At 71.3% G+C, this 18,722-nt stretch carries 15 protein-coding genes; 14 read left to right on the forward strand and 1 reads right to left on the reverse strand.

Features of this window, described 5'->3' with window-relative positions:
* Window positions 1-420: 420 nt before the first annotated feature.
* Complete coding sequence (locus ABKW28_RS14725) at window positions 421-1,662, reverse strand: DUF349 domain-containing protein (RefSeq protein WP_348610971.1); 1,242 nt, start codon at window positions 1,660-1,662, stop codon at window positions 421-423.
* Window positions 1,663-1,778: 116 nt separating this feature from the next.
* On the opposite strand from ABKW28_RS14725, the gene ABKW28_RS14730 reads away from it, so the two are divergent.
* From ABKW28_RS14730 to mltG, 14 genes are all read left to right on the forward strand, one after another.
* Window positions 1,779-2,450: an MBL fold metallo-hydrolase gene (locus ABKW28_RS14730; protein WP_193669356.1), complete on the forward strand. Its 672-nt coding sequence runs from the start codon at window positions 1,779-1,781 to the stop codon at window positions 2,448-2,450.
* 6 nt (window positions 2,451-2,456) lie between these two features.
* Window positions 2,457-3,812, forward strand: a complete 1,356-nt coding sequence (hisS, locus tag ABKW28_RS14735) for a histidine--tRNA ligase (protein WP_193669357.1) — start codon at window positions 2,457-2,459, stop codon at window positions 3,810-3,812.
* The gene (gene aspS, locus ABKW28_RS14740; protein WP_348610977.1) at window positions 3,809-5,611 is read left to right on the forward strand and encodes an aspartate--tRNA ligase; all 1,803 of its coding nucleotides are present in this window, start codon (window positions 3,809-3,811) and stop codon (window positions 5,609-5,611) included. The genes hisS and aspS overlap by 4 nt, the downstream gene beginning before the upstream one ends.
* 232 nt (window positions 5,612-5,843) lie before the next feature.
* A complete protein-coding gene (locus ABKW28_RS14745; RefSeq protein ID WP_193669359.1) occupies window positions 5,844-6,827 on the forward strand; it encodes an ABC transporter permease in 984 nt (327 codons plus the stop codon).
* 62 nt (window positions 6,828-6,889) lie between these two features.
* A complete protein-coding gene (locus tag ABKW28_RS14750; protein WP_193669360.1) occupies window positions 6,890-8,653 on the forward strand; it encodes an ABC transporter substrate-binding protein in 1,764 nt (587 codons plus the stop codon).
* Between the two features lie 148 nt (window positions 8,654-8,801).
* Window positions 8,802-9,809, forward strand: coding sequence for an ABC transporter permease (locus tag ABKW28_RS14755; protein WP_193669361.1), 1,008 nt, complete (start codon window positions 8,802-8,804; stop codon window positions 9,807-9,809).
* Window positions 9,806-10,864 (forward strand): ABC transporter ATP-binding protein, encoded by a 1,059-nt coding sequence (locus ABKW28_RS14760; protein ID WP_348610980.1) that lies wholly within the window; start codon window positions 9,806-9,808, stop codon window positions 10,862-10,864. The genes ABKW28_RS14755 and ABKW28_RS14760 overlap by 4 nt, the downstream gene beginning before the upstream one ends.
* Complete coding sequence (locus ABKW28_RS14765) at window positions 10,864-12,162, forward strand: oligopeptide/dipeptide ABC transporter ATP-binding protein (RefSeq protein ID WP_348610984.1); 1,299 nt, start codon at window positions 10,864-10,866, stop codon at window positions 12,160-12,162. The genes ABKW28_RS14760 and ABKW28_RS14765 overlap by 1 nt, the downstream gene beginning before the upstream one ends.
* 23 nt (window positions 12,163-12,185) lie before the next feature.
* On the forward strand, window positions 12,186-13,541 hold the full coding sequence (locus tag ABKW28_RS14770) for a replication-associated recombination protein A (protein ID WP_307822750.1): 1,356 nt from the start codon (window positions 12,186-12,188) through the stop codon (window positions 13,539-13,541).
* 11 nt (window positions 13,542-13,552) lie between these two features.
* Entirely contained in the window at window positions 13,553-14,098 is a 546-nt protein-coding gene (locus ABKW28_RS14775; protein ID WP_348610991.1) for a hypothetical protein, read from the forward strand.
* The gene (locus tag ABKW28_RS14780; RefSeq protein ID WP_227491815.1) at window positions 14,095-14,382 is read left to right on the forward strand and encodes a DUF6167 family protein; all 288 of its coding nucleotides are present in this window, start codon (window positions 14,095-14,097) and stop codon (window positions 14,380-14,382) included. The genes ABKW28_RS14775 and ABKW28_RS14780 overlap by 4 nt, the downstream gene beginning before the upstream one ends.
* Window positions 14,382-17,057 (forward strand): alanine--tRNA ligase, encoded by a 2,676-nt coding sequence (alaS, locus tag ABKW28_RS14785; RefSeq protein WP_348610994.1) that lies wholly within the window; start codon window positions 14,382-14,384, stop codon window positions 17,055-17,057. Before ABKW28_RS14780 ends, alaS begins: the two co-directional genes overlap by 1 nt.
* 5 nt (window positions 17,058-17,062) lie before the next feature.
* A complete protein-coding gene (ruvX, locus tag ABKW28_RS14790; protein WP_193669364.1) occupies window positions 17,063-17,533 on the forward strand; it encodes a Holliday junction resolvase RuvX in 471 nt (156 codons plus the stop codon).
* Complete coding sequence (gene mltG / locus ABKW28_RS14795; RefSeq protein ID WP_348610997.1) at window positions 17,530-18,714, forward strand: endolytic transglycosylase MltG; 1,185 nt, start codon at window positions 17,530-17,532, stop codon at window positions 18,712-18,714. The genes ruvX and mltG overlap by 4 nt, the downstream gene beginning before the upstream one ends.
* The last annotated feature ends 8 nt before the right edge of the window (window positions 18,715-18,722 follow it).

Raw genomic sequence — 18,722 nt, forward strand, 5'->3', positions numbered from 1 at the left:
AGCCTTCGGCCCTCGCTGCTCGACCAACGGGTGGCCGCGGCGTGGAGTGGTCACAGACGACGCTGGCGGGGGCTCAGTGCTTGTCGTTCGTGACCACTGCGGCCCGGTCGTTGGTCGAGCAGTGACGTGCGCCAGCGAGGAGCGTCGCCGAGACCGGGTGAGTGATCCGCTCGCCGTACGCCGGGTGCTCACGGGGTCTCGGCGTCGCTCGAGCCTTCGGCCCTCGCTGCTCGACCAACGGTGGTGGTCGTTGGTCGAGCAGTGAAGAGCGCCAGCGAGGAGCGTCGCCGAGACCCGGTGAGTGACGCGCTCGCCGTACGCCGGGTGCTCACGGGGTCTCGGCGTCGCTCGAGCCTTCGGCCCTCGCTGCTCGACCCACGGCGTTGGCGCGGTCGGCCGACGGTGGGTGGGGGAGGAGGGTCAGCCGCCGTACTCGGCCGAGGCGCGGCGGGCCATCTCGAGGAAGGCCTGGCGGGAGGCGAGGTTCTCCTCGAGCTCGGCGACCTTCTTCTGGTTGCCGGCGGCGCGGGCCTTCTCGAGGTTCGTCTCGACCTCGTCGATGGCCGCCTGCAGCTTGGCGACCATGTCGTCGGCGCGGGCGGACTTCTCGGGGTCGGAGCGGCGCCACTGCTCGTCCTCGTGGCCGCGGATGGTCTGCTCGACCTTGCGGATGCGGGCCTCGAGCTCCTTCATCCGCGAGCGGGGCACCTTGCCGGCGGCGTCCCAGCGGTCGGCGATGTCGCGGAAGGCGCGCTTGGCGGCCTCGATGTCGCCGCTCTGCTCCAGCGCCGGCAGCAGCGCCTCCGCCTCGACGAGCAGCGCGTCCTTGACCTCGGCGTTGGCGGCGAACTCCTCGTCGAGGGCGGCGTTGGCGGCGTCGCGGGCACCGAAGAAGTGGTCCTGGGCGCCGCGGAAGCGCTTCCAGAGCTTGTCGTCGATGTCCTTGGGGGCCGGGCCGGCGGCCTTCCAGTCGCGCATCAGGTCGCGGTAGCGGCCTGCGGTCGGGCCCCAGTCGGTGGAGTCGGCCAGGGCCTCGGCCTCGACGGCCAGGCGCTCCTTGACCGCCTTGGCGCCCTCGCGCTGCTCGTTGAGCTGGGCGAAGTGGGCCTTGCGGCGACGGGTGTAGCTCGTGCGGGCGGTGGAGAAGCGTCGCCACAGCGCGTCGTCGGAGGCGCGGTCGATGCGCGGGATGGCCTTCCACTGCTCCAGCAGGTCGCGCAGCCGGTTGGCGCCGTGGCGCCAGTCGTCGCTCTCGGCGAGCTTCTCGGCCTGGGCGACCAGCTTCTCCTTGGCCGCACGCGCCTCGGCGCTGCGCTTCTCCTTCTCCGCACGCCGGGCGTCGCGCTGGATCGCCAGGATCGGCGCCAGCGCGTCGAGGCGGGCCTCGAGTCCGGCGAGGTCGCCCACGGCGTTGGCCTCGTGGACCTGGGCGCGCACCGTGCGCACCGACTCGGCGGCCTCCTCCGGCGACATCACCCCGGAGTTCACGCGCTTCTCGAGCAGCTCGACCTCGAAGGCCAGCGCGGCGAAGCGCTCGGTGAAGAAGGCGAGCGCCTCCTCGGGCGTGCCGGCGGGGTAGGACCCCACCGACCGCTCGCCGTCGCTGGTGCGGACGTAGACGGTCCCGTCGTCGGCGACGCGTCCCCACTGGTGGCTCGTCACAAAGATTCCCTGTGTCCTCGGTGCCCCGGTGCGAGAGGCAGGTGCAGATGTGAGGTCACATGCTAGTGGCGCGGTCCTGGTTCGGCTCCCGGCGCCCCGGTCGATAGTGTGGCGCCGTGTTCATCGCCGGCTTCCCCGCAGGTCCCTGGGGCACCAACTGCTACGTCGTCGCCACCGGTCCGGGCTCCGAGTGCGTGGTGGTCGACCCGGGCAAGGACGCCGCCCAGGGCGTCGCCGAGGTGGTGCGCGAGCACCGGCTCAAGCCGGTCTCGGTGCTGGTCACCCACGGCCACGTCGACCACATGTGGTGCGTGGCCCCCGTGGCCGGCAGCTACGACGCCACGGCGTGGATCCATCCCGCCGACCGGCACCTGCTCACCGACCCGATGGCCGGCATGTCTCGCGAGACCACCCAGATGCTGCTGGGCGGCTCCTACGAGTGGGCCGAGCCCGACGACGTCCGCGAGCTCTCCGACACCCAGGTGCTCGAGCTGGCGGGGCTGCGCTTCGTCGTCGACCACGCGCCGGGCCACACCGAGGGGTCGGTCACCTTCCGCACGCCGTACGACGCGCAGGACGTCTCCGAGGTGATGTTCTCGGGCGACCTGCTCTTCGCCGGCTCCATCGGGCGCACCGACCTGCCCGGCGGCGACCACCCCACGATGCTGCGCAGCCTGGCCTCGAAGGTGCTGCCCCTGGCTGACGACATCGTGGTGCTGCCCGGCCACGGCGAGCAGACCTCCATCGGTCGCGAGCGCGCGACCAACCCGTACCTGCAGGACCTCTGAGGACACATGAGCGCCAAGATCCGCCCGCTGAGCGGGTTCCCTGAGCTGCTGCCCGAGCAGCGCGTCGTCGAGCAGCAGGTCATCGACACCCTGCGCCACACCTTCGAACTGCACGGCTTCGCAGGCATCGAGACCCGCGCCGTCGAGCCCCTCGACCAGCTGCTGCGCAAGGGCGACACCTCCAAGGAGGTCTACCTGCTGCGCCGGCTGCAGGAGGAGTCGCCCGAGGGTCACGCCGGCCTCGGGCTGCACTTCGACCTGACCGTCCCCTTCGCCCGCTACGTCCTCGAGAACGCAGGCAGGCTGGAGTTCCCGTTCCGGCGCTACCAGATCCAGAAGGTGTGGCGCGGCGAGCGGCCGCAGGAGGGTCGGTTCCGGGAGTTCACCCAGGCCGACATCGACATCGTCGGGCGCGACACCCTGGCCTTCCACCACGACATCGAGGTCACCCGGGTGATGCTCGACGCGCTGTCGCGTCTCGAGCTGCTGCCCGGCTTCCGGCTCCAGGTCAACAACCGCAAGCTGATCCAGGGGTTCTACGCGGGGTCGGGCATCGACGACGTCGACGAGGTGATGCGACTGGTCGACAAGCTCGACAAGCTGCCGGTCGACCGGGTCCGCGCCATGCTCGTGGACGAGGCCGGGGTCACCGACGACCAGGCCGAGCAGGTCCTGGCTCTGGCCGCGATCCGCAGCACCGACGCCTCGTTCGTCGAGCGCGTCCGCGCCCTGGGCGTGGAGCACCCGCTCCTCGACGAGGGGCTCACCGAGCTCGAGGCGCTCGTGGCGGGCTGTGCCGGCCTGGTCGACGACCGGGTCCGCATCGAGGCGGACCTGTCGATCGCCCGCGGGCTCGACTACTACACCGGCACCGTCTTCGAGACGCGGCTCGACGGGCACGAGTCCCTGGGCTCGATCTGCTCGGGTGGCCGCTACGACGCCCTGGCCAGCGACGGCCGCACCACCTACCCCGGCGTCGGCATCTCACTCGGCCTGAGCCGGGTGGTGGTCACCCTGCTGGCCCGCACCGGCACGACGGCCGACAGGTCGGTGCCCAGCGCGGTGCTGGTGGCGCTCAACGACGAGGAGTCGCGTCCCGACGCCGACGAGGTCGCCGCGGCCCTGCGCTCGCGCGACATCGCCTGCGAGGTGGCGGCGAGCGCCGCGAAGTTCGGCAAGCAGATCCGCTACGCCGAGCGACGCGGCATCCCCTTCGTCTGGTTCGCCGGCGAGTCCGGCCACCAGGTCAAGGACATCCGCACGGGGGAGCAGGTGGACGCCGATCCGGCCACCTGGGCCCCGCCCTCCGACGACCTCCGACCGAAGGTCGTCTCCCGCACAGATCAGGAGCAGAAGCAGTGATCCGCACCCATGACGCCGGCGCCCTCCGCGCCGAGCACGTCGGCCAGACCGTCACCCTCGCCGGGTGGGTGGCGCGGCGGCGCGATCACGGCGGGGTCGCCTTCCTCGACCTGCGCGAGGCCAGCGGCGTCGTGCAGGTGGTCGTGCGCGACGAGGCCGTGGCCCACCAGCTGCGCAACGAGTACTGCATCAAGGTGACCGGTGAGGTCGGCCTGCGCCCCGAGGGCAACGCCAACGCCAACCTGCCCACCGGTGAGATCGAGGTCGTCACCACCGACCTCGAGGTGCTCAGCGCCGCCGCGCCGCTGCCGTTCCCCATCGACGAGCACGTCGAGGTGGGGGAGGAGGTGCGGCTCAAGCACCGCTACCTCGACCTGCGCCGCTCGGGGCCCGCGCACGCGCTGCGCCTGCGCAGCAAGGTCAACAAGGCCGCGCGCGACGTGCTGGACCGCCACGCCTTCGTCGAGGTCGAGACCCCGACCCTGACCCGCAGCACGCCCGAGGGCGCCCGCGACTTCCTGGTCCCGGCCCGCCTGCACCCCGGCAGCTGGTACGCCCTGCCGCAGAGCCCGCAGCTCTTCAAGCAGCTGCTGATGGTCGGCGGCATGGAGCGCTACTACCAGATCGCCCGCTGCTACCGCGACGAGGACTTCCGCGCCGACCGCCAGCCCGAGTTCACCCAGCTCGACATCGAGATGTCCTTCGTCGAGCAGGAGGACGTCATCGCGCTGATGGAGGACGTCCTCTCGGCGATGTGGGCGCTCATCGACGTCGAGATCCCGCGCCCGATCCCGCGGATGACCTACGCCGACGCGATGGCGCGCTACGGCTCCGACAAGCCCGACCTGCGCATGGGCCAGGAGCTGGTCGAATGCACCGACTACTTCGCCGAGACCCCGTTCCGGGTCTTCCAGGCCGAGTACGTCGGCGCCGTGGTCATGCCCGGCGGCGCCTCGCAGCCGCGCAAGCAGCTCGACGCCTGGCAGGAGTGGGCCAAGCAGCGCGGCGCACGCGGCCTAGCCTACGTGCTGGTCGGCGAGGACGGCACCCTCGGGGGTCCGGTCGCCAAGAACCTGACCGACGCCGAGAAGGACGGCCTGGCCGCCCACGTGGGCGCCCAGCCCGGCGACTGCGTCTTCTTCGCGGCCGGTGCCACCAAGTCGAGCCGGGCACTCCTCGGCGCGGCGCGCCTCGAGATCGGTCGTCGCTGCGACCTGATCGACGAGTCGGCCTTCGCCTTCACCTGGGTCGTCGACGCGCCGCTCTTCGAGCCGGCCAGCGAGGCGGTCGCCAGCGGCGACGTCGCCGTGGGCGCGGGTGCGTGGACCGCGGTCCACCACGCCTTCACCAGCCCGCAGCCGGAGTTCATGGACTCCCTCGAGTCCGACCCGGGCGCCGCGCTGGCCTACGCCTACGACATCGTCTGCAACGGCAGCGAGCTGGGCGGCGGGTCGATCCGTATCCACCGCGAGGACGTGCAGAAGCGTGTCTTCTCGGTGATGGGCATCGGCGAGGAGGAGGCGGCCGAGAAGTTCGGCTTCCTGCTCGACGCGTTCAAGTACGGCGCGCCCCCGCACGGCGGCATCGCGGTGGGCATGGACCGCATCGTCGCGATCCTCGCGGGCGCCGACTCGATCCGCGACGTCATCGCCTTCCCCAAGTCCGGCGGCGGCTTCGACCCGCTGACCGCCGCTCCCGCGCCGATCACCCCGGAGCAGCGCGCCGAGGCCGGGGTCGACGCCGAGCCCGAGCCCGAGGACACCGACGCGGACGAGAGCGACGGGGCAGCCCCGGCCTGAGCCCCTCGCGACCGGTCGTCGCCGACCCCCCTGTGCCCCGGGCGCAGGGGGGTCGTGGCGTCTCGGGGGTCGAGACCAGATCGTTACTCCCGAGTGACCGACGACGCGTCACGTGTCACATAGAGTCCCCTTCGGCGCGCAGGGAGCGCGCGCTGGGAGACCCCCGGCGAACCAACCAGATGGGGTGAGCATGTCGTCGGCACAGACCGCCGGACCCGAGACGCTGGGTCACATGAGCGACGAGCCCCAGGGCAAGGACCCGAGCACCAAGAAGGCGAAGTCGATCACCGGCAAGTCGCCGATGCGGATCGCGATGGGTCGCCTGATGCGCGACAAGATCGCTGTCGTCTGCCTGGCCACCGTGGTCTTCTTCGTGCTCATCGCGGTGTTCTCCGGAGCCCTGCAGCGGCTCTTCGGTGTCGACACCGACACGGTGCTGCCCAGCCAGTTCCTCGACCTCGACGGCGTCCCGCGTCCCGAGTACGGTCCGCCCTACGGCGCGTTCACGATGGAGCACCCGTTCGGCATCGCGCCGCGCACCGCGACCGACAACCTGGCCTTCTGGCTCGAGGGCGCTCGCAACTCCCTGCAGATCGCGACCCTGGCCACGATCGTGGCCACCATCGTGGGCATCACGCTGGGCCTGCTGGCCGGCTTCCTCGGCGGCGTCGTCGACAAGATCATCTCCTTCGCCACCGACTTCTTCCTGACGCTGCCGTTCCTGCTGGCCGCGCTGACCATCGCCCCCATCGTCAGCGAGCGCTTCCAGGACAACCCCAACTATGTGACCATCCAGGTCACCCAGCTGGTGCTGGTGCTGGCCTTCTTCGGCTGGATGGGCCTGGCCCGCCTGATCCGCGGCGAGGTGCTCTCGCTGCGCGAGCGCGAGTTCATCCAGGCCGCCCGCGTGCTGGGCATGCCCACCCACCGGGTGCTGCTGCGCGAGCTGATGCCCAACCTCGCCGCCCCCATCGTGGTCAGCACCTCGCTGATGCTGCCGGCCTTCGTCTCCGCCGAGGCGGGCCTGGCCTTCCTCGGCATCGGCATCACCTCCCGGCCCTCGTGGGGCCAGACGCTGACGCAGGCGACCAGCTTCTTCAACGACTACTCCCTCTACCTGTGGCAGCCGCTGCTCGGCATCGTGGCGCTCGTGCTGGCACTCAACCTCTTGGGCGACGCGGTTCGTGACGCGCTCGACCCGAAGACCCGTCGCTGACGGGGCTCGACGTGGTGCGAATCCTCCTCGCGCCACGACCAAGTAACAGGAAAGGCTGGACAATGAGACGGACCAAGCCGCTGGCGGTTGTCGCCGGCGCTGCGCTGTTGACCCTCGCCGCGTGTGGTGGCTCGGGCGACGGTGGCGAGACCAACGCGGGTGAGCGCGAGTTCGACAACGCCTCCGAGACCATCGACAAGGACCCCGAGGCCCAGGGCCCGGCCGAGGACATCGAGGGCGCCACCGCTGGTGGCACCATCACCGTCTTCCTGCCCGGCGACCCCGGCCCGGACGACCTCGACCCCACCAACGGCTGGTCGGTCACCGGCAACTCGATCCAGCAGGCGCTGACCAGCCGCTCGCTGACGCAGTACAAGCGTGACCCCGAGTCGAGCACCGGCGAGATGATCCTGGTCCCCGACCTGGCCGTCGACCTCGGTCAGCCCAACGAGGACTTCACCGAGTGGACCTTCGAGATCCGCGACGACGCCACCTGGGAGGACGGCTCCCCGATCACCGCGGAGGAGGTCGCCTGGGGCATCAACCGGTCGATGGACTCCGAGCAGTTCCCGTCGGGTCCGGGCACCGAGTACTCCCAGCAGTACTTCCTGGGTGCGGGCGAGTACGAGGGCCCCTACACCAGCAAGAACGCTGACTGGGAGGGTGTCGAGTTCGACAACGACGCCTCGACCGTCACCATCAAGATGGCCAAGACCTTCCCCGACATGGACTACTGGGGCGCCTTCATGGCGATGGGCCCGGCTCCGCTCGGCAAGGAGAGCCAGCCCCCGGCCTACGGCCAGAACATCAAGTCGAACGGCCCCTACAAGGTCGACTCGTTCCGCCCCGGCGACGAGCTGGTGCTGGTCAAGAACGACCAGTGGAACCCCGAGTCCGACCCGGCGCGCCACCAGTACGCCGACAAGTGGGTCTTCAAGTTCAACGCCGACGGCGACCAGACCGACCAGATCATGCTCAGCGACAACACCGAGTCGCAGACCGCGCTGTCCACGCAGCTCGGCTCGAGCAGCTACACCGACGGCTCCGACGTCCTCGGCGACCGCCTGGTGCAGCAGTCCTCGCAGTGCACCAGCTTCCTGTACCCCGACTACGAGTCGACGGACCTGAACTGGCGCAAGGCCGTGGCCTACGCCTACCCCTACGAGGACGCGTGGCAGGCCGGCGGTGAGGTGCCGGGCGTGACCCGCGTGCCCGCCAACTCGATCATGCCCCCGGGCATGTCCGGCAAGAGCGACTACTTCGTCGACGGTGAGCAGTTCACCTTCGACCCGGAGAAGGCCAAGGAGCTCCTGGCCGAGTCGGACACGCCGGCCGAGATCTCGATGATCTACTACGAGGCCGACCCGCTGTCCGTCGCGACGCAGAAGGTCATCACCGAGGGCTTCGAGCAGGCCGGCTTCACGGTCGACGCGAAGGGCACCCAGGAGTCGCCGTACTCCACCTGGACCAACCCGGACGACAAGCGCAACCAGAGCCTGAACCTGCGTGGCGTCAACTGGTGCTCGGACTGGCCCTCGGGCCTGACCATGGTCCCGCCGCTGACCCGCACCGGCGCGACCTACAACACCGGTTTCTTCTCCGAGCAGTCGGTGGACGACCGCATGGACGAGATCCCGACCCTGGACCTCGAGGAGCAGGCCGAGGCCTGGGGCCAGCTCGACGAGGACCTGTCGACCGAGTTCTTCCCGATCATCCCGACCGCGTTCCGCAACGACCTCTACGCGTTCGGTTCCAAGATCGGCAACCCGACCGGTGACGGCTCGATCGGTGCCCCGAACTACAAGGACCTCTTCGTGATGCAGTGATCGACCCCGTCGATCAGCACCACGTGAGCCCTTCGGTTCACCGCACCACCAGCTAGTGCACGACCAATAGCACGACAGTGGCGGGGACCCCCGAGACCCGGGGGTCCCCGTCGCCCCGCACGACCTCCCCACGGAAGAGAGATCCTCGATGTTCGCCTACGTCGTCAAACGGCTCCTGGCCGGTGTGCTGGTGCTGTTCCTGGTGTCGATGTCGATCTTCCTGCTCTTCTGGTACGGGCCCAACGAGCCCGCCCGGGTCATGTGCGACACCAAGACCTCCAACCGCTGCAACGCCGAGCGCCTCGACCGCTTCACCGAGGAGCTGGGCTACAACAACGCCTGGTACGCCGAGTACGGCGACTACGTCAAGGGCGTCTTCGTCGGGCGCGACATCACCGTCGCCGCCCAGACCACCCGCTGCGACGCGCCCTGCTTCGGGCTCTCCTACAAGAACGGCAAACCCGTCTGGGAGGACATGAAGGACCGCCTGCCGGCGACCTTCTCCGTGGCCATCGGCGGTGCGACCCTCTACCTCCTGCTCGGAGTGCCACTAGGGGTGGCGGCCGCGCGAAGACGCGGCACCGTGCAGGACAAGGCGCTGGTCTCCAGCTTCCTGTTCCTCAGCTCGGTGCCGTACTACCTCTTCGCCCTGCTGACCTGGCTGTTCTTCTCCCTCAAGTGGGAGGTGCCGATCATCGGCAACACCGGCTACGTGCCGTTCACCGACTCACCAACGGGGTGGTTCGGCGGGCTGGCGCTGGCCTGGATCTGCCTGGGCATCTTCGGCTGCACCCAGTACACCCGCTACGCCCGCGGGGCGATGGTCGAGGCGCTGAGCGAGGACTACATCCGCACCGCCAAGGCCAAGGGGCTGCCCACCCGCACCGTGGTCTACAAGCACGGCCTGCGCGCCGCGCTGGTGCCGATCGTGACGATCTTCGGCATCGACTTCGGCACCCTGCTGGCCGGTACGATCTTCACCGAGCGCATCTTCGACATCGAGGGCATCGGCCTGTGGAGCCTGCGTGCTGTGATTCAGCGCGACCTGCCGATCGTCTCGGCCACCGCGCTCTTCAGCGCCGTCGTGCTGATCCTGGCCAACCTGATCGTCGACCTCGTCTACTCCGTCCTCGACCCGAGAGTGAGGCTCTCGTGAGCGCCACCCAACCGTTCCTCGTGGTGGAGGACCTCACGGTCCGCTTCCCGACCGAGGACGGCATGGTCACGGCCGTGCAGGACCTCAGCTACTCCGTGGAGCAGGGCAAGACCCTCGGCATCGTGGGGGAGTCGGGCTCCGGCAAGTCGGTCTCCTCCATGGCCGTCCTGGGCCTGCACGACGCGCGCACCGCCCGCATCACCGGCTCGATCCGCGTCGACGGCCAGGAGGTCGTGGGCCTCAACGAGGCGGGGCTGCGCAAGCTGCGCGGGCGCCAGATCGCGATGATCTTCCAGGACGCCCTGGCCGCGCTGCACCCCTTCTACAAGATCGGCGGCCAGCTCGCCGAGGCCTACCTGGTCCACCACCCCAAGGCCACCAAGCGCGAGGCCCGCCGCAAGGCCGTGGAGATGCTCGACCGCGTCGGCATCCCGCAGCCCGACCGCCGCGTCGACGACTTCCCGCACCAGTTCTCCGGCGGCATGCGCCAGCGCGCGATGATCGCGATGGGGCTGATCAACGACCCGTCGCTGCTGATCGCCGACGAGCCGACCACCGCGCTCGACGTGACGGTGCAGGCGCAGATCCTCGACCTGCTCCAGGACCTGCAGAGCGAGTTCAACTCCGCGGTCATCATCATCACCCACGACCTCGGCGTGATCGCCGAGATGGCCGACGACGTGCTGGTCATGTACGCCGGTCGCGGCGTGGAGTACGGCCCGGGCAAGGAGATCCTGACCCGGCCGCAGATGCCCTACACCTGGGGCCTGCTCTCCTCGGTGCCCGACGTCACGGGTGACACCGACTCCAAGCTGATCCCGATCCCCGGCAACCCGCCGAGCCTGCTCAACCCGCCGACCGGGTGCGCCTTCCACCCCCGCTGCGTGCACTCCGACAAGGTCGAGGGCGACCTGTGCGCCACCACGATGCCCGCCTTCGAGCAGGGCAACAGCGGCGTCGGACACCTCAAGCGCTGCCACCTGCGCGACCCCGAGGTGATCTTCGAGCGCGAGGTCCTGCCCGTCATCGCCCCTGAGCTGCTCGAGGAGAAGTGATGTCGAACATCAACCTGGACACCGACCCGGAGCGCAACCCGGACAACCCGGAGTCCCAGCACGCCCCCGAGCTGGCCAAGCCCGACGACGTCTCGCACCTGAGCTTCGCCGAGATCGCCGCCCAGGGCCACGGCGCCACCCGCCTCGACCCGAACGCGCCGGCCGTGCTCTCGGTCGACGACCTGAAAATGTACTTCCCGGTGAAGTCCTCGGGCGTCGTGCGTCGCACCATCGGCCACGTCCAGGCCGTCGACGGGATCAGCTTCGAGGTGCCCAAGGGCGGCTCGCTGGGCCTGGTGGGGGAGTCGGGCTGCGGCAAGTCGACCACCGGCCGACTCATCACCCGCCTCTACGAGCCGACCGGCGGCTCGATGCACTTCGGCGAGGACCGGGTCGACCTGGCGAAGCTGTCGAACCGCGCCATGAAGCCGCTGCGCCGCGACGTGCAGATGATCTTCCAGGACCCCTACACCTCGCTGAACCCGCGCCACACCGTCGGGTCGATCGTCGGGGCGCCGCTGTCGGTGCACAAGGTGGTGCCGCAGAACAAGATCAAGGACCGCGTCAAGGAGCTCCTCGAGGTCGTGGGCCTCAACCCGGAGCACTACAACCGCTACCCCAACGAGTTCTCCGGCGGGCAGCGCCAGCGCATCGGCATCGCCCGCGCGCTCACGCTGAACCCCAAGCTGCTGGTGGCCGACGAGCCGGTCTCCGCGCTCGACGTCTCGATCCAGGCCCAGGTGATCAACCTGCTCCAGGAGCTGCAGGCCGAGATGGGCATCGCGTTCCTGTTCATCGCCCACGACCTGGCGATCGTGCGGCACTTCTGCCCCGAGGTCGCGGTGATGTACCTGGGCAAGATCGTCGAGATCGCCGACCGCGAGACGATCTACGGCTCCGCGCACCACCCGTACACGCAGGCGCTGCTCTCGGCGGTGCCGGACGTGAAGCAGGCGGCCGTCGGGGGCCGCCGCGAGCGGATCCGGCTCGAGGGCGACGTGCCCAGCCCGATCAACCCGCCGTCGGGCTGCCGCTTCCGCACCCGCTGCCACCTGGCGCAGGACATCTGCGCCAAGGTGGAGCCGCCGCTGCTGCAGATCGGTCCGCGCCACAAGGTGGCCTGCCACTTCGCCGGCGAGCTGGGCGACGCGCCGCGCACCCCGGTCACCTCCGGGCTGCTGGGCGTCGACGCCCAGGGCAGCCCGGATCCCGGGGTCACGCCCGAGGACCTGGCCACCGGTCCCGGCTACGAGAAGCGCTGGTTCGACGTGAAGTCGAGGCAGATGGTCTCGGCCTGAGCGCCGGCTCCTAGGCTGTCGGGGTGGACGCACTGTTCGACGCCCCGACGCCCGGGTCCGGCAGGACCGGCGGGGGCTCCCTGGCCGCCAGCTCGCACGCCTCGGCGCCGCTGGCGGTGCGGATGCGCCCGCGCACCCTCGAGGAGCTGGTGGGCCAGTCGCAGCTGCGCGAGCCGGGTTCGCCGCTGCACCAGCTGATCGAGGACCAGCGCTCGCTGTCGCTGCTGCTGTGGGGGCCGCCGGGCACCGGCAAGACCACGATCGCCTCGATCCTGAGCCAGCAGACGGACCGCCGCTTCGTCGAGGTCTCGGCGGTCTCGGCGGGCGTCAAGGAGGTCCGGGCTGCCATCGACAGCGCGCGGGCTGAGCTGGTCGCGACGGGCAACGAGACCGTGCTCTTCGTCGACGAGGTGCACCGCTTCAGCAAGGCCCAGCAGGACGCGCTGCTGCCCGGCGTCGAGAACCGGTGGGTCACGCTGGTGGCCGCCACCACCGAGAACCCGTTCTTCTCGGTCATCTCCCCGCTGCTGTCGCGCAGCCTGCTGCTGCGCCTGGAGTCGCTGAGCGACGACGACGTGCGCGCGGTCATCGACCAGGCGCTGGTCGACGAGCGCGGGCTCGCGGGGGAGTACACCCTGGACGAGGACGCCGCCGAGCACCTGGTGCGCCTGGCCGGCGGCGACGCCCGGCGCAGCCTGACCTACCTCGAGGCCGCGGCCGGCGCGGCACGGGCCCGCGGTGCCACCGCGATCGACCTGCCCACCGCGGAGACGGCCGTCGACCAGGCAGCGGTGCGCTACGACCGCCAGGGCGACCAGCACTACGACGTCACCAGCGCCTTCATCAAGTCGGTGCGCGGCTCCGACGCCGACGCCGCCATGCACTACCTGACCCGGATGATGGAGGCCGGCGAGGACCCGCGCTTCATCGCGCGCCGCCTGGTGGTCCTGGCCAGCGAGGACATCGGGCTGGCTGACCCGTCGGCGCTGACCACGGCGGTGGCCGCCGCCCAGGCCGTCCAGCTGATCGGGATGCCCGAGGCGAAGTTCAACCTGGCCCACGCCACCATCGCGCTGGCCGTGGCGCCCAAGTCCAACGCCGTCACGACCGCGCTGGCCGAGGCGTCCGGCGACGTGCGTGCGGGCAAGGTCGGGCCGGTGCCGGCCCACCTGCGCGACGCCCACTACGCGGGCGCCAAGGACCTGGGCCACGGCCGCAGCTACACCTACAGCCACGACGAGCCCTACGGGGTGGCCGAGCAGCAGTACGCCCCCGACGTGGTCGCCGACGCGACGTACTACCGGCCCAAGGAGATCGGTGCCGAGGCGGCGATCAAGGAGCGGTGGGAGCGAGTTCGTCGCATCATCCGCGGACGGTAGGGTCGGGCACCATGACCGAGCAGTGGAGCGTGCCCGTGTGGGCACTCGTCGCGACCACCGTCGCCGTGCTCCTGCTCGGGCTGCTCGCTGCCGCCGCGCTGGTGGCCGTGGGGCGGGCCCGACGCAGGGCCGCGGCCGATCTCGACGCGGTACGCCGCAGCGCCGAGGAGCTGGTGGCGCGGGTCGAGGACGTCGAGCACCGGCTGGCCCGTCAGCAGCGGCGCGAGTCGCTCGACGCCCACGAGTACGTCATCACGCACGTGGGCGAGGAGCCCGGGGCACCCAGCGCCGCGCAGGACGGGCAGGACGGGCAGGACGCGCCGACCGTGCCGGCCCCGCTCTTCGCCGACCTGGTGCTGCGCGAGAGCGCCGTGCAGGCCGCGTCGCTGGCGCACGGGCTGCGTCGCGCCCTGGCGCCGGAGACCCGCCACCGCATCCGCTTCGAGATGCGTCGCGAGGTCAAGCGGGCGCGCAAGCAGCGCCGCGCCGACCTGCGCGCCGCGCGTCGCGAGTGGCAGGCCCGGGGCCGCGCCGACCAGGCGGAGCCCGCCGCATGAGCCGCGGGCTCTGGTTCGTGGCCGGAGCCGGCGCCGGGGTCTACGCGATGGTGCGTGGTCGCCGCGCGGCCGAGGCGCTCACCGCCGACGGTCTGCGCGACCGGGTCGGCGCCCTGGCCCTCGGTGCCCGCCTCTTCCGCGACGAGGTCGCCCAGGGCCGGGCCGAGGTCCAGGACGAGCTGCGCGAGCGGCTCGCCGCCGCCGGCCCCCGACAGATCCAGGCGGCCCCCACCGACCACCCCGACACACCCCCACCGACAGCAGGACAGGAAGGCAGCAGCTGATGGAGACCGCGGAGATCCGGCGCAGGTTCGTGGCGCACTTCGAGCGTCACGGGCACACGGTCGTGCCGTCGGCCTCGCTGCTGCTCGACGACCCCAACCTGCTGTTCGTCAACGCCGGCATGGTGCCCTTCAAGCCCTACTTCCTGGGCCAGGAGACCCCCAAGTGGGACCGGGCCACCAGCGTGCAGAAGTGCGTGCGCACCCTCGACATCGAGGAGGTCGGCAAGACCACGCGCCACGGCACCTTCTTCCAGATGTGCGGCAACTTCTCCTTCGGCGACTACTTCAAGGAGGGGGCGATCCGCTTCGCCTGGAGCCTGGTCACCGGCTCCGTCGACGACGGCGGCTTCGGCTTCGACCCCGAGAAGATCTGGGTCACGGTGCTGCCCAGCGACGACGAGGCCAAGCAGCTGTGGCACGAGGTCGCGGGCCTGCCCTTCGAGCGCATCCAGGAGCGCGGCCTCGAGGACAACTACTGGAACATGGGCGTGCCGGGCCCCGGCGGTCCCTGCTCGGAGATCTACGTCGACCGCGGGCCGGCCTACGGCCCCGACGGCGGCCCGAACGCCGACGAGGACCGGTTCCTGGAGATCTGGAACCTCGTGTTCATGCAGGAGTCGCTGAGCCAGGTGCGCTCGAAGGCCGACTTCGACGTCGAGGGCCCGCTGCCGGCCAAGAACATCGACACCGGCATGGGCCTGGAGCGGGTGGCCTACCTGCTGCAGGGCAAGGAGAACCTCTACGAGATCGACGAGGTCTTCCCGGTCATCGAGCGCGCGGCCGAGCTGAGCGGCAGGAAGTACGGCGCCGACCCGGCTGACGACGTGCGCTTCCGCGTCGTGGCCGACCACGTGCGCAGCGCGCTGATGCTGATCAGCGACGGCGTCACCCCCGGCAACGAGGCCCGCGGCTACGTGCTGCGTCGCCTGCTGCGCCGGGCCATCCGCTCCATGCGCCTGCTCGGGTGCGACGGCCCGGCGCTGCGCGAGCTGCTGCCGGTCAGCCGCGACCGGATGAAGCTGTCCTACCCCGAGGTCGAGACCGGCTTCGACCGGATCAGCCGGGTCGCCTACGCCGAGGAGGACGCGTTCGCCAAGACGCTGCTCGCCGGCACCCAGCTCTTCGACCGCGCCGCCGACGAGGTCCGCAGCACCGGCCGGGCCCAGCTCTCCGGCGCCCAGGCGTTCACCCTGCACGACACCTACGGCTTCCCGATCGACCTGACCCTCGAGATGGCCTCGGAGGCCGGTCTCGGCGTCGACGAGCAGGGCTTCCGCGGGCTGATGGCCGAGCAGCGCGAGCGCGCCAAGGCCGACGCCAAGGCGAAGAAGGGCCAGCACGCCGACACCGGGGTCTACCGCGGCATCCTCGACGCCCACGGCCCGACCGACTGGCTGGCCTACGAGACGCTGCAGACCGAGTCGCGGGTGCTCGCGGTCCTCTCGGGCGGTGCCGGCGTGCCCGCGCTGGGCGCCGGCGAGGTCGGCGAGGTCGTGCTCGACCGCACCCCGTTCTACGCCGAGTCCGGCGGCCAGGCCGCCGACGCGGGCGTCCTGGTCGGTGACGGCACCCGGCTCGAGGTGCTCGACGTGCAGCGCCCGGTGCGGGGGCTGGTGGTCCACCAGGTGCGCGTGCTCGAGGGCGAGCTCGTGCAGGACGCCCTCCTCGCCGCCCAGGTCGACCCCGAGTGGCGCACCGGCGCGCGCCAGGCCCACTCGGGCACCCACGTGGTGCACGCCGCGCTGCGCGAGGTGCTCGGCCCCTCGGCCCTGCAGTCGGGCTCCTACAACCGTCCCGGCTACCTGCGCCTCGACTTCGGCTGGACCAGCTCGCTGAGCCCCGAGCAGGTGCGCGACATCGAGCAGGTCTCCAACCAGGCGCTGCGCGCCGACCTGCCCGTCGGGTGGCAGTACATGACGCTCGAGCAGGCCAAGGAGTGGGGCGCGATCGCGCTCTTCGGCGAGACCTACGACGACACCCAGGTGCGCGTCGTCGAGATCGGCGGCCCGTGGTCGCGCGAGCTGTGCGGCGGCACCCACGTCGAGCACTCCTCCCAGATCGGCACCGTGGTGGTGACCGGCGAGTCGTCGGTGGGCTCGGGCAACCGGCGCATCGAGGCGTTCACCGGCGTCGAGGGCTTCGCCTACCTGGCCCGCGAGCGCGACGTGGTCGCCCAGCTCACCGGCCTGCTCAAGACGCAGCCCGACGACCTCGTCCCGCGGGTCTCCGACCTCGTCGAACGGCTGCGCTCGGCCGAGAAGGAGGTCGAGAAGGCCCGCCTGTCCCAGCTGCTCTCCGGCGGCGCGGCCCTGGCCGCCGGCGCGAGCGACGTCCAGGGCGTCGCGGTCGTGTCCCACCGGGTCGACGGCGCGGGCGGCGGCGACGTGCGCACCCTGGCCACCGACGTGCGCGGCCGGTTGCCGCAGGACCGACCCGGTGTGGTGGTCGTGCTCGGCGTCCTCGACGCCAAGGTGTCGGTGGTCGCGGCCACCAACGACGCGGCGCGTGCCCGCGGGCTCAGCGCCAACGACCTGGTGCGCGCGGTCGGTCCGTTCGTCGGCGGCAAGGGCGGCGGCAAGGCCGACGTGGCCCAGGGCGGCGGCACCGACACCACCCGCCTCGACGAGGCGCTCGCCGCGGTCGAGGCCGAGGTCGCGCGCGCGGCCGGGGCCTGAGCCGGGTGCGCCACGGCACCCGCCTGGGCATCGACCCGGGCGACGCCCGGATCGGGGTGGCCCGCAGCGACCCCACGGGGTTCCTGGCCACGCCGGTCGAGACGGTGCGCCGCGGTGGTGGCGACCTGCGACGCCTGGGCGCCATCCTCAAGGAGGTCTCGGAGGACTCCGAGGTCGTCGAGGTGGTCGTCGGGCTGCCCCGCTCGCTGAAGGGCGGCGAGGGTCCGGCGGCGGTGAAGGTCCGTGAGTTCGCGGTCGCGCTGGCGCGCCGGGTCGCCCCGGTGCCGGTGCGGCTGGTCGACGAGCGCCTCACCACCGTCTCGGCGGAGGCTATGCTGCGCGACCGAGGACGCAAGGGCAGCAACCGGCGTGCGGTGGTGGACCAGGCAGCGGCCGTGTTCATCCTCCAGCACGCACTGGACACCGAACGCGCCACGGGCACCGCTCCGGGCGAGATCGTCGAGGAGCAGGCATGAGCGAGCACCAGCCCGACGGGGAGACGGTCGACGCAGCCACGGTGCTGCCCGCCGAGCCCGAGTACGTCGCGGGCGGCTCCCGGCGCCGCAAACGCAGCCGGCTCCCCGGCTGCCTGGCGGTGCTCGTCGCGCTCGCGCTCATCGGCGGCGGGCTGTGGTTCGCCGGCAGCAAGGTCACCGACTTCGTCTCCGACCGCTTCTCCTCCGCGCCCGACTACGACGGTCCCGGGCGCGGGCGGGTGCTCTTCGAGGTCAGCAGCGGCGACAGCGCCGCCGCGATCTGCCGCGGCCTCAAGGACGAGGACGTCGTGGCCTCGGTCGACTCCTGCATCTCCGCCGCCCAGGCCGACAGCGAGTCGGCCGGCATCCAGGTCGGCTTCTACGAGCTGCAGAAGGAGATGGCCTCGGCCGACGCGATCGACGTGCTGGTCGACCCCGCCAACCTGCTGACCAGCTCGGTCACGGTCCCGGAGGGCCTCAACGTCGACCAGGTGGTCGACGTGCTGGCCGAGGGCACCGACTTCGGTGCCGGCCGGTTCCGCAACGTGCTCGAGCAGCCCCAGAAGATCGGGTTGCCCGACTACGCCGACGGCAACCCCGAGGGCTACCTGTTCCCCTCCACCTACGCCTTCGGCCCGAAGGACAAGCCCAAGGACATGCTCGGCGCGATGGTCGACCGCTGGGAGCAGGCCGCCGAGGAGGCCGACCTCGAGGGCGCCGCCGAGGAGCTCGGCTACACCCCCCACGAGCTGATGACCGTGGCCAGCCTGGTCGAGGCCGAGGGCCGCGGCGACGACATGCCCAAGGTCGCCCGGGTGATCTACAACCGGCTGGAGAACCCCGAGAACGGGGTCACCAACGGGCTGCTGCAGATCGACGCGGCCGTCAACTACGCGCTCGACAAGTCGCCCATCGCCCGGCTCACGCTCGACGAGATCGACTCCGTGGCCGACTCGCCGTACAACACCTACACCCAGCAGGGGTTGCCGCCCGGCCCGATCGAGGCGCCCGGCGACGCGGCCATCGCGGCGGCCGCCGCCCCGGCCGACGGGCCCTGGCTGTTCTACGTGACGGTCAACCTCGAGACCGGCGAGACGAAGTTCACCGAGTCCTACGACGAGTTCCTCGGCTTCCGCCGCGAGCTCGACGAGTACTGCGACACCCAGTCGGACCGCTGCTGAGCACGACG

The organism is Nocardioides sp. 31GB23 (assembly GCF_040012395.1).
Taxonomy (GTDB): domain Bacteria; phylum Actinomycetota; class Actinomycetes; order Propionibacteriales; family Nocardioidaceae; genus Nocardioides; species Nocardioides salarius.